This window comes from Paenibacillus cellulositrophicus, from assembly GCF_009363095.1.
GTDB lineage: Bacteria > Bacillota > Bacilli > Paenibacillales > Paenibacillaceae > Paenibacillus_AQ > Paenibacillus_AQ favisporus.
In genome coordinates this window covers 5036440-5050147 of record NZ_CP045295.1, presented here as the reverse complement: position 1 = coordinate 5050147, position 13708 = coordinate 5036440, and the positions used below count along the sequence as shown (strand labels likewise).

Below are 13708 nucleotides of genomic sequence, written 5' to 3'. Positions count from 1 at the left end.
TATTGATGAACCGTTCAAGATAAACTTATGTAAACTTCGGTATATGTACACGGATGGTCGTGCCTGAGCCTTGGCGGCTCATAATTTCGACCTGTCCGCCCAGCTTCTCGGCCCGCTCCCGCATCGTTGAAAGTCCATACGATCCCGGTCTGTGCGGAATCGAGTCAAACCCCTGGCCGTCGTCGCTGATGCTGAGCACCACCTGCCGGCTCTCTTCGCGAAGCGACATGCTGACCAGTCTGGCATGGGCATGCTTCACAATATTCGCCACCGCTTCCTGAATGATCAGAAACAGCTGATGCTCGATCGCTTCCGATAGGCTGCCCCTCAGTTCGACCTCCTTCATGCCCTTGAGGCCGTTCTGCCGGCAATAGTCCGGAAACCACACTTCCAGCGCTTCAGCCAGGCTCTTGCCCTCCAACTCGACGGGGCGGAGCTGCGCAATCAGCGCCCGCATCTGCTTCTGGGCCATCTGGGACATCGTGATGAGCTGCTCCATAACGACTTTGCCCTGCTCCTCGTTCCGTTCAAGCACCCTCGGCAGCGACGACGCCGACATATGAATAGCGAACAGCTGCTGGCTGACGGTATCGTGCAGATCCCGGGCCATCCGCCGGCGCTCCTCGATAACAGCCGATTCCGAGGCTTTTTCCTTTTCGATGACTTCCTGCTCGCCCATCCGCTGCAGCAGCTCCATTTTCTTTTCAATGGAATCCATCACATTGTTGAACTCATGATAGAGCCGGGCAAACGTCGGGTCATCGGTTTCGCCGATCCGCACCGACAGATTTCCTTTGGAAACCTGAAGCATGTTAAACTCCAGCACATCGATGCGCCTCTGGATCCGCTGTCCGGCCATGTATCCGATGATGATCGACAACAGCAGAAACCCCAGGCAGGAATAAATCCATACCCAGGTTCCTTTAATAACGAGATATCCGCTGTCGCTGCCGATATAGAAAATCGCCGTCATCAGAAGGCCGGTCAGCAGAAAGTAAAACAGCAGCATCCATTTAGTATTTTTCATGATACTTTTCATACGATCAACCCACTTTGTTTACTTTAATATCACCGATAAACGCGCTGACGTTAATTTTGATTTTTTTGCGCGCTTCCTTGTAATACGGCGTACGGGTCGAAATGTTGCCCGCAAATCCGCTCCGCGATTCGTTCAGCACCGACATATCCCCGATAAAGGAGCTTGTGTTCACCGTGACGCCCAGATCGGTATCGTCCGGGATGTACACCTTGATATCGCCGATAAACGCGGAGATGTTGATTTTAGTCTCCCCATAAGGAATATGCGCCCGGGTCAGGTCCAGTACCGTGTCTCCGATAAATTGGGACAAGTTGGTCGGCTTCAGCTGGAAGGAATCGTGTCCGAGATAAATATCCCCGATAAAAGAGGACTTGTTGATTTTCCCGTCGTGGTCGGATTCGCTGAAAGGACCGTGGTGGTCCCAATCATGATCATCCGGTTCACGGAATGGTCCGCCCCGGCGGGCTTCCTCTCTGGCGTAGTGCTTGTAGTATCTTTTGTAGTGCCGCTTGTACTTGTTCTTGTAGTGCTTCTTCATCCGGTCCATTTCGTCGTCATCTTCCGAATCAAAATCGTCCATATCAACGTCTTCCTCATAGGAGGATTTCGGCGGAACGCCCTGCGGTCCCTTCTCCTTGCTGTACGGAATGCCGAATTTTTCCTCGAACTGCCGGTCCAGGGACGAACCGTCAAGCTCTACCGGCTCCGGCGGCACCGGAGGTTCCGGCGTAAACACGGGCTCCTCGGGACGGCGCTTGTCGGCTGGCGGAGGGGTCCGGTCATTCGGTTTGAAAATGACATACAGCCCGCCGATAATCAGCAGCGCAGGAATGATGATTTTAAACAGATTGCCTGGCGAGATCCAGAGCCATCCCAGATTACGGCCCAGGAAATAAGCCCCGATCAGGAGCAGGATCGCCCCGCCAAAGAATGAGCGCCGGCCCTTGGCCAGCTCTTTGAGCCCCAAAACAACCAGAATCACCGGCCAGTAGTCTCCGACCAGTCCCCAGAAGCTGACGTCGATATATCCGAGCTGATTCAACAAAAACACAACTCCGATCGCGATCAGCACCAGGCCTCCAAAAAGGCGGTCCACCCATTTTTTTTGCATAACCGTATCTCCTTTAACTCCATTGTTCATATCCTATAAAGTTTCGCTTCGCTTGCGAATCTGATATCAGTGTACAATAATGGCGGCCAGGCCGACAGCGGCGGCGGAATGATCCTGTTCTCGGTCCCCAGACCGAGGCGCATTACTTTTTTTTCCATATAAAAATAAAACACCCGCTTTTCAGCGGGTGCTTTAGAAAAATTGACGAAAGAATGATTATTGTTGATCGTTTTGTTTGAATTCTTCGTCAAACTTTTGGTTAGGTGTTTTGAAGTTGCTGCTTTGTACTTTTTGCTTTTGCGTGGAAGTTGCGCTTTCGTTTCCGATTTCGGCAAACTCCTCGTCAAACTTTTGGTTTGGCGTTTTAAAGTTGCTGCTTTGTTTCTTTTGCATTTGGTTTCACCTCCCTGTAGCTTGTCTGGCCGGGGATCCAAGCATCGCTTTACCCCTGTCGTAGTATGTGAAGCCTCCTGGAATTTATACCGTTCTACGGCAAATTTGAAGAATGGAAAACGATACATGTATGGCACCGAAAAACAATAAAAGCCCTGGAGCGCCGAATTTCGGGCCCAGGGCTTCCTTATTAAGTTTAAACCGCTTCATCCAGCAGCGAAGCCGGGACGGTCTTATACGTCTGGATCGCTTTCCCCAACGTCTGCAGCATTTCCTCGCTGCATTTGCCGTTCCCCCGCTTGATCACAAACACGTCCACCTCTTTTTTTCCCCACTCCTTATACACCTGCTTGGTCGTGGAGAAATACAGGTCGATCTTACGGCCCTTAATGGCCGAACCGGTATCCGCAACAACACCATAACCATAGCCTGGCACATAAAGGATCGTTCCGAGCGGGAACCATTTCGGGTCGGCCGCGATCGTCGAAATCGTATTTTTGTCCCTGCGCACCTTTACGCCGGAATACGTAATGCCGTATGACGGATGGCTCGGATGTTTGCCCGTGGATTCATAACCCGCGGTGTATCCAGTCGCCGTGACTTTGACCTTGCGGATGACCTGCTCTTGACGCGGCATCAAGACCGGCATGGACGGCTCCTTAACGGCACCTGCCTCCTGCTGCGGCTTAACCTCGGCTTTGCCGATCGCGGGAACAGCCGCCTTGGCCGTATATTTGGGCATGAACTCATTTTGCTTAAATACGTTCTGCTCCGCCCGCTTTTTCAAATCAACCACCTGAAACATTTCCGGCTTCGTTGCATATTTTAACGGCTTTTGATAATAGTCATTCGCCGCCAGCATCGGACTCTTTGCACTTTCATTCCCCGTAACCCCGTCACTCTCCAGCAGCGAGAAGGATGCCGCATACATCTTGGGCGCCCCTGCAAGCATGCCAAACAGAAACATACAACACAAAATCCTCTGCCATGTTTTCACCTTGTTCATATAAAATCCTCCCCCTTTACTTGCGAGGATGTCCATATGTTTCGGCGTTTATACATGTAAAAGTGAAGTCGTCTCACTTTGCAGAGGATTGTGCAAGCTTATCAAGTTATCGTTTTACACGAGTTTGTGTCTTAGAAAATTTCGCGTTTCGCGATTTGTTCACGGAGCAGCGAAATCGCCTCATCCACGGTTTTGGCCCCGATGTCGCCTTCGCCGCGTTTGCGGATCGACACGGTTCCCGCGTTCATTTCGTTATCGCCGACGATGAACATGTACGGTACTTTCTCAAGCTGGCCTTCGCGGATTTTGTAGCCGAGCTTCTCGTTGCGCACGTCCGCTTCCACGGATACGCCCTGAAGCTTCAACTTCTCAGCCACTTCCTTGGCATAGCCTTCGAAAGCGATGGAGACCGGAATGACCTTGACCTGCACCGGAGACAGCCACAGCGGAAGGTTGCCCGCGAAATTCTCCAGCAGGAAGGCCGTAAAGCGTTCCATCGTGCCCAGAATGCCGCGGTGGATAACCACCGGACGGTGCTTCTGCCCGTCGTCGCCGACGTATTCCAGTTCGAAGCGCTCAGGCAGCAGGAAGTCAAGCTGTACGGTGGACAGCGTTTCTTCCTTGCCAAGGGCGGTGCGGATCTGCACGTCGAGCTTCGGACCATAGAAAGCGGCTTCGCCTTCGGCCTCGAAGAACGGGATGCCTGTTTCTTCCACAACCTCGCGCAGCATCCGCTGGGACATTTCCCACATGGCATCGTTCGGGAAGTACTTCTCCGTATCCTCCGGATCGCGGTAGGACAGGCGGAAACGGAAATCGTGGATGCCGAAGTCTTCATACACCTTCGTGATCAGCTGAATAACACGCAGGAATTCTTCCTTGATCTGATCCGGACGGCAGAAAATGTGGGAATCGTTCAGCGTCATCGCGCGTACGCGGTGCAATCCTGTCAGTGCCCCGGACATCTCGTAACGATGCTGCATGCCAAGCTCGGCGATCCGGATCGGCAGATCGCGGTAGCTGTGCATTTCGCTCTTGTACACCATCATATGGTGCGGACAGTTCATCGGACGGAGCACCAGCTCTTCGTTGTCGAGCTCCATCTTAGGGAACATGTCCTCTTGGTAATGCTCCCAGTGGCCGGAGGTCTTGTACAGTTCTACGTTACCGAGAACCGGCGTGTAGACATGCTGGTACCCCAGGCTTTCCTCAAGATCCACGATGTAGCGCTCGAGGGTGCGGCGCAGCTTGGCGCCTTTCGGCAGCCACATCGGCAGGCCTTGTCCCACTAACTGGGAGAAAGTGAAGATGTCGAGCTCTTTACCGAGCTTGCGGTGGTCGCGCTTCTTGGCTTCTTCAAGGAAGTGAAGATGCTCATCCAGCTGCGCTTTCTTGACAAAAGCGGTTCCGTAGACCCGCTGCAGCATTTTGTTCTTGCTGTCACCGCGCCAATAGGCACCGGCCACGCTCATCAGCTTGAACACCTTGATTTTGCCGGTGGAAGGCAAATGCGGTCCGCGACACAGGTCGAAAAATTCGCCCTGCTCATAGATGGTGATGACACTGTCTTCAGGCAGCGCGTTGATCAGTTCGAGCTTGTAGGGATCCCCGAGCTCGCCGAAAATGTCCAGCGCCTCCTTGCGGCTGACTTCCTTGCGGACGATCGGCAGGTTTTCGCCTACGATACGCTCCATTTCTTTTTCGATCTTCTGCAGATCTTCCGGATTGAGCGGATGCTCCAAATCCATGTCGTAGTAGTATCCGTCCTCGATGACAGGTCCGACGCCGAGCTTGACCTCTTTGGCCCCGAATAGGCGCTTCACGGCTTGGGCCGTCAAGTGCGCCGTACTGTGGCGCATCACTTCGAGGCCTTCCGGCGAATCGAGCGTAACGATTTCCACCGCGGCTCCTTCCACGAGCGGGGTGGACAAATCGACCACGATGCCGTTCAATTTCCCTGCGGCCGCATTTTTCTTCAGGCCGCTGCTGATCGAAGCGGCGACGTCTTCAATGGTGCTTCCGTCCGCATATTCGCGAACCGAGCCGTCTGGCAGTTTGATGCTTACTGACACGTTGTATTCCTCCTTGGCATTTCGGCGGACAGCCGCCCTTTTCAAAATCGTACAGGCAACGCAAAAAAACACCCATCCCTATACAAGGGACGAGTGTTTGTACCCGTGGTTCCACCCAACTTCGACAGCCCTCCATATTCCCTGTTCCAGGTGAATACGAGATTGCTGTCCTTCAGCATCAGATAACGGAATGACCCGGCGGCTTATACTGAGCTTCCCCGACTGATCAAGAATCCGGGTAAACAGGTTCCAAACCGCAGCTGTAGAGGGGTAGACCGAAGCCGGAATTCGTGAGGAAATTTCAGCCAAGTTCCCTCTCTCTGACCGTCCGTATCTTCAGGTCCATGTCTCTGTCGACGCTTTTATCGAATTATGTGTAATTATAAATCCCTGTCCAGCGGCGAGTCAAGCTATATCTTCCCTGTTTCGCGGAAATAGGCGTGGCAGTCCGGGCAGTAACGGCAAATTTCCACCCGCTCATCGAAAATCTGCATCAGCGTGCGAACGACGGTCATATGCGGTTCCCGCGTATGAATGACGATTTTGGCAGGGGACACGGAAATCAGCGTCGTGACGACCGTATCCTCCATTTGCAGATCCTGCTGATCCAGTCGCTCTACCACAACACCTTCGTCATGACGGTACTCCAGCGGTCTTAAGTCACCGTCCAGCACGAGCAAATCCTGGCCTCCCTTATGAATGACATGGGCGATCGGCACCTGCGGCTGCTGGAAATAGACGAAGTATTTCAGAATGCTGACAAACTCCTCATACTGCCGGTCCATCAAAAACTCATCCACCGCGTACTCCACGACTTCCTTCAGCTCTTTAATGTAAGCAGCGGCACGAAAGGTCAGAAATCCGTCGACATGGAGCAGCGGCCGTTCGCTCAGGCACTGCTTGATGCCGCGAACGAGCATATCGTAACGACGGGACCATGCGCCCCCTTCGGAACTTTTTTCCAGGCTCATCCGGCAGTGCTTCAAAATCTGCTCTTTTTCCTCCGGATCGGGAAAATCGAAATCATCGGCCAGAATCTTCTCGATCAGCCGCTGCTCCTTTTCCTGCAAAATGTAATGGGCCACCGTCTTGGCGGCAGCGGCGTACACCTGCTGCAGATGATGCTCCTTAAAGAACCGCGGATCGTCCTCCCGGCAGCTCCACAGCATCATCTCCTCATGGACCGTACAGCTGATTGCGAGTGATTTGTACTTGTTATGTAAAACCTGGTTCGCTTCCGAAACCATGCGCTTATATTCCTCCGCTTCCCGCGGACTAAAGGTTCGGGCTGCTATGCTGAACAGTTCCATGGAGAACACTCCTTTCAAATTCCTTCTTACAAAGTATATGTTTTAGCCGGGGGGATATACGGGAGGGATCGATGGAAAACAGGCTAACATTTCTCAGTTAAAATCGACATGAAATGCTTGGTAAACGGGCGTTTCCGCTGAATAAAAAAGGTGCCTTTTGCCGGGAAATAATAAAGGGCCTCCCCCTTTGAACAACAAAGGAAGAAGCCCCTATTCATATCTGAAATCGATGGGTTGTCAAGCCAGCCGGCCCGCAGCCTTGACCTTTACGAGCAGTGCGTTGCCCGGCAGGGCTTTTTTATAAGAATCCTCAGGAAGAATAAATGGAACCCTGCACCGGTACGTACCCTTGGCCTTTTGTACAACAACAAAAAACCGCCTCGCATAAACGAGGCGGCCGGTCGTATCAAGAAATATATGAGATCCGTTCTAGTTCTGCATGACGAAGTCGCGTTCCACCTGGGAACCTTCTTCAAAGACGCGAAGCGTCTCGTATCTCGTGTTCCGCTGCGCCGGGATTTTACCTGCTTCGCGGATGAGCTGCAGGATGGAAGTGATGTTAACCTTGTGCACCGCACCGGCGGAGGACACGACGTTCTCTTCCATCATGGTGCTGCCGAAGTCGTTGCAGCCGTAGCTGAGCGACAATTTGCCCACTTCCGGTCCCATCGTGACCCAGGAGGACTGCAAATTCGGCACGTTGTCCAGCACCAGGCGGCCGATCGCCACCGTCTTCAAATACGCTTCCGGCGTCTCGCGTTCCCGCTTCAAGCCCGTATTGTCCGGCTGGAACGTGAACGGAATAAAGGCGAGGAAGCCTTTGGAGTCGTAGCCGTTCGCGATGCATTCGTCCTGCGCGTCGCGGATGCGCAGCATGTGCAAGGCGCGCTCTTCCATCGATTCACCGAAGCCGATGACCATCGTGGCCGTCGTGTTCATGCCGATTTTGTGCGCCATTTGCATAACGTCCATCCAGTCGCGCCAGGTTCCTTTATGCCGGCTGATCTTGGAGCGGATCCGGTCGTCGAGGATTTCGGCGCCGCCGCCCGGCAGGGAATCCAGTCCCGCCGCTTTCAGCTCGCGCATGACTTGTTCCAGAGACAGCCCCGACACTTCCACCATTTTGCGGATTTCCGCCGGCGAGAAGGAGTGCATCGTGATGTTCGGGAACCGCTGCTTGATGCCCTTCAGCAGGTTCGTGTAGTAATCGAACGGCAGGTACGGGTTCGTTCCGCCCTGCATTAGAATTTCCGTGCCGCCCACGTCTTCGGTTTCCTTGATTTTTTGGAAAATCACTTCGTCCGGCAAGGTATACCCTTCTTTGTGCCCAGGAACACGGTAAAATGCGCAAAATGTGCAGTATGTATCGCACACGTTTGTATAATTGACGTTCCGTCCGATGACGAAAGTCGTAATTGGATCGGGATGAACCCTCTTCATCATGATATCGGCAGCATGACCCATTTTCTCCACTTCATTGCTTTCGAACAATGTCACGCTGTCTTCCAAATTCAGGCGTTCGCCCCGCAGTGCTTTATCCAGAATACGGTCAACCGCACTCATATTTGGCAGCCTCCTATCATATGTGAATTTTGTAACATAAATTAAAACATGACCAATACCATCTTAACACAATTGGCGCACAGGGCAAACGAAATTCATAGAATCCGTTGGCCGAACGCGGGCTGACGCGGGCGTCCCGGGCTGGACGAAGGAAAGGCACCGCCGAAGCGGTGCCTGCTTGATGATTTAACCTTGAAGCGCCTGATCCAGATCGGCGATCAGATCGTCGACGTCTTCGAGGCCGACCGAGAAGCGGAGCAGCCCGTCGGTAATGCCGCGCTCCAGCCGAACCTCTGCCGGCATTGCCGCATGGGACATCATCGCCGGATAGGACAAAATGCTCTCCACCGCGCCCAGACTGACGGCCACGAGCGGGATCTGCGCGCGGTTCAGCACCTGCTTGGCCCGCTCGCCGGAGCCCACGTCAAACGAGACGACGGCCCCGTAGCCGGTGGACTGCTTCTCGTGAATTTCTCTGCCGGGATGATCGATGAGCCCCGGGTAAAAGACCTGCGTAATATCCTGGCGCCCTTTGAGCCAAGCGGCCAGTACGGCCGCGCTCTCTTCGCTGTGCTTCATGCGTGCCTGCAATGTTTTCATGCCCCGCATCAGCAGCCAGCTCTCCTGTACGCCCAGCACCGTTCCCAGGCCGTTCTGCAGCTGCTTCAGCTGGCGGCCGATTTCCTCGGTACGGGCGACGGCCAGACCGGCCAGCACGTCGCTGTGTCCGCCAAGGAACTTCGTGGCGCTGTGCAGTACGATATCCACACCCACCTCGATTGGACGCTGGTAATACGGCGTCATAAACGTGTTATCCACCATGGTGAGCAGATCATGCTCCTTGGCCCACTTGGTGACGGCTTCGATATCGGTAATTTTCAGCGTCGGGTTCGACGGGGTTTCCATATATACAGCCTTCGTGTTCGGCTTCAATGCAGCCTTCACCTGATCCAGGTCGGTCATGTCGACGAAAGTGCTCTCAATGCCGTGCCGGTTCAAAATGCTTGTAAGCAGGCGGTAGGTTCCGCCGTATACGTCCTCGGTCACGATCATGTGGTCGCCGGCCGACAGAAGCATAAACGTGCTCGAAATGGCCGCCATGCCCGACGAATAGGCGAACCCGCGCACCCCGCCTTCGAGCAGGGCGATATAGTCCTCCAGTGCCTGGCGCGTCGGATTGCCCGAACGGCTGTAATCATGCACCGGCGGATTGAAGATATCTGCATGGTGGAACGTAGACGCCTGATAGATTGGCACGCTGGAGGCTCCCGTCGCACCATCGATTTCCGAGCCGAAATGGAGCAGCTTGGTCGCGAATTTCCGCTCCTGCTTGCCTTTGTCCTGATGTCCTTTGCCCAAATCACTCATCCTTGGCTGCTCCCTTCCACTTCCTTGATCGCGGCATCCAATGCGCCGCCCAGATCCGCAATCAGGTCATCGATATGCTCGATGCCCACCGAGAAACGGAGCAGGCGGTCGTCGACGCCGACGGCTTTGCGGATTTCTTCCGGTATATCGGCATGCGTCTGCACGGCTGGATAGGTCATCAGCGACTCGACGCCGCCAAGGCTTTCCGCAAAGGCGATCAGCTGGATGTGGCGAAGCACGGGCTCTACGTAACGGGCATCCTTCACTTTAAAAGAGAAGATCCCCGTATTCCCCCGGGACTGCCGGCTTTGGATGTCATGTCCCGGATGGTCCGGAAGCGCCGGATAGAATACTTCAGCAACCGCAGGATGCGTCCGGAGGTACTTGGCCATCGCTGTGGCGTTGCTTTCATGGCGCTCCATCCGCAGGGCCAGCGTCTTCATTCCTTTCATGAGCTGATAGGAATCCGTCGGCCCGAGCACTGCCCCGATGGAATTGTGCAGAAACGCTATTTCCTCGGACAGCTCTTTGCCTTTGGTCACGATCAGGCCTGCAAGGACGTCGTTATGTCCGCCCAGGTATTTGGTTGCGCTGTGCACGACGATATCCGCGCCGAGCTCGATCGGACGCTGGAAGAACGGCGTGAGGAGCGTGTTGTCCACGATGGACAGCAATCCGTGGCGGTGGGCCCAATTGGAGACGGCCTCGATGTCAGTAATCATCATGAGCGGATTCGTCGGCGTCTCGATAAACACCGCTTTCGTGTTCGGGCGTCTGGACTGTTCCAGCTCGTCCAGATTGTTGGTGTCGACATACGTCGCGGTAACCCCGTATTTGGAAAGAATTCTTTCCAGCAGGCGGTATGTACCACCGTACAGGTCCAGCGAAACGATCAGGTGATCGCCCTGGCTGAATAGGGTGAAGATGGTTTGCAGCGCAGCCATGCCTGAGCTGCAGGCAAAGCCGGCGTCCCCGGATTCCAGCTTCGCTGCCGCGGCTTCGAGCACTTTGCGGGTCGGGCTGGCGGTCCGGGCGTAATCAAAACCGGTGCTTTGCCCAAGCTTCGGATGGCGGAAGGCGGTTGCCTGATAAATCGGGAAGTTTACCGCTCCGGTCACGGGTTCTTCGACGGAGCCGATTTGGGCCAATCTGCTTTCAATTTTCCATGGTTCCTTTTCCATGTGCGTATCCTCCTGTAGGGTCGACTAAATTTGCGGCCAGACTTCAAGACTCTCCCCGATATCATAAGGAGTCTCCTGATATACATAGTAATTCAGCCAATTTGCGAATAATAAGTTGGCATGCGAACGCCAGATGGCGAGCGGAGCCTGATTCGGATCGTCGTTCGGGTAGTAGTTGACCGGAATTTTCATGTCCATGCCTTTCGCGATATCGCGCTCATACTCCCATTTCAGCGAATCCGGATCGTATTCGGAGTGGCCTGCCACAAAGATCTGCTTGCCGTCCTTGCTTGCTACCATATGAATGCCGGCTTCCTCTGACTCCGAGAGGATCTCCAGTTCTTCAACATGCTCGATATCCTCGCGCCGCACCTCGGTGTGGCGGGAGTGCGGTACATAGAATACATCGTCGAAGCCGCGGAGAAGCTTCACGTTGTTCTTCATCACCCGGTGCGGGAATACGCCGAAGCATTTCTCCTTCAGGTCCCACTTCGGAATGCCGTAGTGGTGGAACAATCCGGCCTGGGAGGCCCAACAGATATGCATCGTCGAAGTGACGTTCGTTTTGGTCCAGTCCATAATCTCGCGGAGCTCATCCCAATAGTTCACATCTTCAAAATCCATTTTTTCGACCGGTGCGCCGGTGATGATCATACCGTCAAAACGGCGGTGCTTCACTTCCTCGAACGTTTTGTAGAACGACTTCAGGTGCTCCGAAGGCGTGTTCTTGGAAATATGAGAGCCGGGATGAAGCAGCACAATGTCGACCTGCAGCGGCGAGTTCCCAAGCAGGCGGAGAAGCTGGGTTTCTGTCGTTTCCTTAGTCGGCATCAGATTGAGAATCGCGATGCGCAGCGGACGGATGTCCTGGTGATACGCTTTGGTATCGTCCATGACGAAAATATTTTCCCGGGTAAGAACTTCTTTCGCCGGTAAAGTGTCGGGAATCTTGATCGGCATCGTTATCATCTCTCCTTTTTTCTGAAGACCGCGAAAATCGTAGCTTGAGAAGAAGCCGAGTATACAAAAATGACCTTTCCCACACAAAAGAGAAAGGTCATTACACGCTCATTACCGCGCCTCTCTCATCTGTCAGGAGACAACGCCTAAAGGCCGCTGCCATGTTCCTGCAAGAATTAGCACCGTGCGTAAATACCGCCGGTTGCCGGGTTTCATCGGGCTAGTCCCTCCACCTGCTCTTGATAAGATTTCGCTGTATTCAATTTTACATTGCCTTGTTCCTTACTTTAAATCATAAGCCCATCCTTCGTCAAGACGCGGATTTGTCATTTTCGGCAGCATTTCGTGCACCGATCGAAGGTCGCTTCCATACCCTGTTATCGGGACCTGCCGGCCGCCATTTTGTTCTTGAAAGGAATAAAACCCGGCGTTATACTAGACAAGTGTTTCATACCCCGATATGACTGAGGTGACATGAAAGATGGAAGGCGACCCGAGCCCGAAGCTGAATGCATGGAAAACACAACTGCATAGACCTGAGATCAGCTTGCCGGCAGAGGGAAGTTTTCGTTTTCATGCCCGTACGTTTATTCAGTACTCCCCCAAATCCCGCTGACCGGCAGCGCTGATTTCTTTTCTATGCTCAAACATCTTGAGCAAGGAGTGAAGTCATATGAAAATCCGGTTGGTAAACGAAGGAGTATTTACTCCGATCGATGACCTGCAAACTGTACTAACCCCGCCTTTGGCCGGCTTTTACTGGATCGACGCCGACGTCGACGACCTCGTGGAGCTGCAGCCGCTGTTTTCGCTGCATGATCTGGCGGTTGAAGACTGTCTCAGCGACGAGGAGCAGCGCCCGAAGATCGAAATTTACGAAAACCACTATTTTATCGTGGTCAACAGCATCCGGTTTGACGACGAGGAGATTTTTCTGCGCGCACTGAACGTTTTCCTCGGAAGACACTTCATCATTACGGTGACGAAACAGAAAATCAACGAGCTGCGGTCGCTGAAGCCGATCCTGTGGGAACAGGAAGTCAGCGGACCGGACCGTTTTCTGTACCTGTTGATCGACCTCGTGGTTGACAACTACTTTGTGGTCGGCGACCGGATCGAAGCCAAAATCGAGAAGCTCGAAGAAGACATTCTCATGCACACGAAAAAGTCCCATTTGAACGAAATTATCGGTCTGCGAAGCGAGATTCTGTGGCTGAAAAAAGTGCTGGGTCCGCAAAAGGATGTCATCAATACGTTAAATAAAAAAGACCTCCGGCTGATTGACGATCAGCTGCAAAAATATTTCAGCGACATTTACGAAAATGCGGTCAAAATTTCCGAAACATTCGATACGTACCGCGATCTGATGAGCAACTTGCGCGAGGCCTACCAGTCAAGTATCGCCAACCGCGCGAACGAGATCATGAGAGTGTTTACGGCCATGACCGTGATCTTCATGCCATTAACGATCATTACAGGAATCTATGGCATGAACTTCGATAACATTCCGGAAATTCATTGGAAATACGGTTATTTCATGATCCTCGGCATCATGCTCGTCCTTGGTCTCGGCATGGTTGTCATTTTCAAGAAAAAAGACTGGATTTGAAAGTCAGCGCATCACCCCATCATCATGCATTGGAAAACAGGACGAAGGAGACGGCCGCATGCGGTTAGAGCCTTCGTCCTTTTTGCATATTCACCA

Annotated in this window: 11 protein-coding genes and 1 riboswitch; of the genes, 1 reads left to right on the top strand and 10 read right to left on the bottom strand. The window is 53.3% G+C overall.

Annotated features, from left to right (window positions below):
• Positions 1-25: 25 nt before the first annotated feature.
• The 10 genes from GCU45_RS23070 to metA form a co-directional block, all read right to left on the bottom strand.
• Positions 26-1039 carry a sensor histidine kinase gene (locus tag GCU45_RS23070; RefSeq protein ID WP_152400831.1) on the bottom strand — a complete coding sequence of 338 codons (1014 nt, stop codon included), beginning with the start codon at positions 1037-1039 and terminating at the stop codon, positions 26-28.
• Between the two features lie 4 nt (positions 1040-1043).
• Positions 1044-2150, bottom strand: a complete 1107-nt coding sequence (gene liaF / locus GCU45_RS23065) for a cell wall-active antibiotics response protein LiaF (RefSeq protein WP_152400828.1) — start codon at positions 2148-2150, stop codon at positions 1044-1046.
• Positions 2151-2366: 216 nt separating this feature from the next.
• Positions 2367-2543, bottom strand: coding sequence for a hypothetical protein (locus GCU45_RS33880; protein WP_167527201.1), 177 nt, complete (start codon positions 2541-2543; stop codon positions 2367-2369).
• Between the two features lie 196 nt (positions 2544-2739).
• Positions 2740-3285, bottom strand: coding sequence for a 3D domain-containing protein (locus tag GCU45_RS23060; protein WP_116232664.1), 546 nt, complete (start codon positions 3283-3285; stop codon positions 2740-2742).
• 395 nt (positions 3286-3680) lie between these two features.
• A complete protein-coding gene (gene thrS, locus GCU45_RS23055; RefSeq protein ID WP_089545737.1) occupies positions 3681-5621 on the bottom strand; it encodes a threonine--tRNA ligase in 1941 nt (646 codons plus the stop codon).
• Positions 5622-6031: 410 nt separating this feature from the next.
• Positions 6032-6931 carry a putative sporulation protein YtxC gene (locus tag GCU45_RS23050; protein ID WP_152400826.1) on the bottom strand — a complete coding sequence of 300 codons (900 nt, stop codon included), beginning with the start codon at positions 6929-6931 and terminating at the stop codon, positions 6032-6034.
• A 429-nt stretch (positions 6932-7360) separates the two neighbouring features.
• Positions 7361-8494 (bottom strand): cyclic dehypoxanthinyl futalosine synthase, encoded by a 1134-nt coding sequence (gene mqnC / locus GCU45_RS23045; RefSeq protein ID WP_089545734.1) that lies wholly within the window; start codon positions 8492-8494, stop codon positions 7361-7363.
• 186 nt (positions 8495-8680) lie between these two features.
• On the bottom strand, positions 8681-9862 hold the full coding sequence (locus GCU45_RS23040) for an aminotransferase class I/II-fold pyridoxal phosphate-dependent enzyme (protein WP_105441838.1): 1182 nt from the start codon (positions 9860-9862) through the stop codon (positions 8681-8683).
• The gene (locus GCU45_RS23035) at positions 9859-11043 is read right to left on the bottom strand and encodes a PLP-dependent transferase (RefSeq protein ID WP_152400825.1); all 1185 of its coding nucleotides are present in this window, start codon (positions 11041-11043) and stop codon (positions 9859-9861) included. The genes GCU45_RS23040 and GCU45_RS23035 overlap by 4 nt, the downstream gene beginning before the upstream one ends.
• A 24-nt stretch (positions 11044-11067) precedes the next feature.
• Entirely contained in the window at positions 11068-12003 is a 936-nt protein-coding gene (metA, locus tag GCU45_RS23030; protein ID WP_105441839.1) for a homoserine O-acetyltransferase MetA, read from the bottom strand.
• Positions 12004-12125: 122 nt separating this feature from the next.
• A riboswitch (SAM riboswitch) is annotated at positions 12126-12252 on the bottom strand.
• Between the two features lie 424 nt (positions 12253-12676).
• Here metA and corA point away from each other — a divergent pair.
• Positions 12677-13612: a magnesium/cobalt transporter CorA gene (gene corA / locus GCU45_RS23025; RefSeq protein WP_152400823.1), complete on the top strand. Its 936-nt coding sequence runs from the start codon at positions 12677-12679 to the stop codon at positions 13610-13612.
• Positions 13613-13708 lie beyond the last annotated feature (96 nt).

Bases quoted from the DNA above. Each gene is read 5' to 3' on its own strand.
- GCU45_RS23070 (WP_152400831.1), bottom strand. From the start codon at position 1,039: ATGAAAAGTATCATGAAAAATACTAAATGGATGCTGCTGTTTTACTTT.
- liaF (WP_152400828.1), bottom strand. From the start codon at position 2,150: ATGCAAAAAAAATGGGTGGACCGCCTTTTTGGAGGCCTGGTGCTGATC.
- GCU45_RS33880 (WP_167527201.1), bottom strand. From the start codon at position 2,543: ATGCAAAAGAAACAAAGCAGCAACTTTAAAACGCCAAACCAAAAGTTT.
- GCU45_RS23060 (WP_116232664.1), bottom strand. From the start codon at position 3,285: ATGCCCAAATATACGGCCAAGGCGGCTGTTCCCGCGATCGGCAAAGCC.
- GCU45_RS23050 (WP_152400826.1), bottom strand. From the start codon at position 6,931: ATGGAACTGTTCAGCATAGCAGCCCGAACCTTTAGTCCGCGGGAAGCG.
- mqnC (WP_089545734.1), bottom strand. From the start codon at position 8,494: ATGAGTGCGGTTGACCGTATTCTGGATAAAGCACTGCGGGGCGAACGC.
- GCU45_RS23040 (WP_105441838.1), bottom strand. From the start codon at position 9,862: ATGAGTGATTTGGGCAAAGGACATCAGGACAAAGGCAAGCAGGAGCGG.
- GCU45_RS23035 (WP_152400825.1), bottom strand. From the start codon at position 11,043: ATGGAAAAGGAACCATGGAAAATTGAAAGCAGATTGGCCCAAATCGGC.
- metA (WP_105441839.1), bottom strand. From the start codon at position 12,003: ATGCCGATCAAGATTCCCGACACTTTACCGGCGAAAGAAGTTCTTACC.
- corA (WP_152400823.1), top strand. From the start codon at position 12,677: ATGAAAATCCGGTTGGTAAACGAAGGAGTATTTACTCCGATCGATGAC.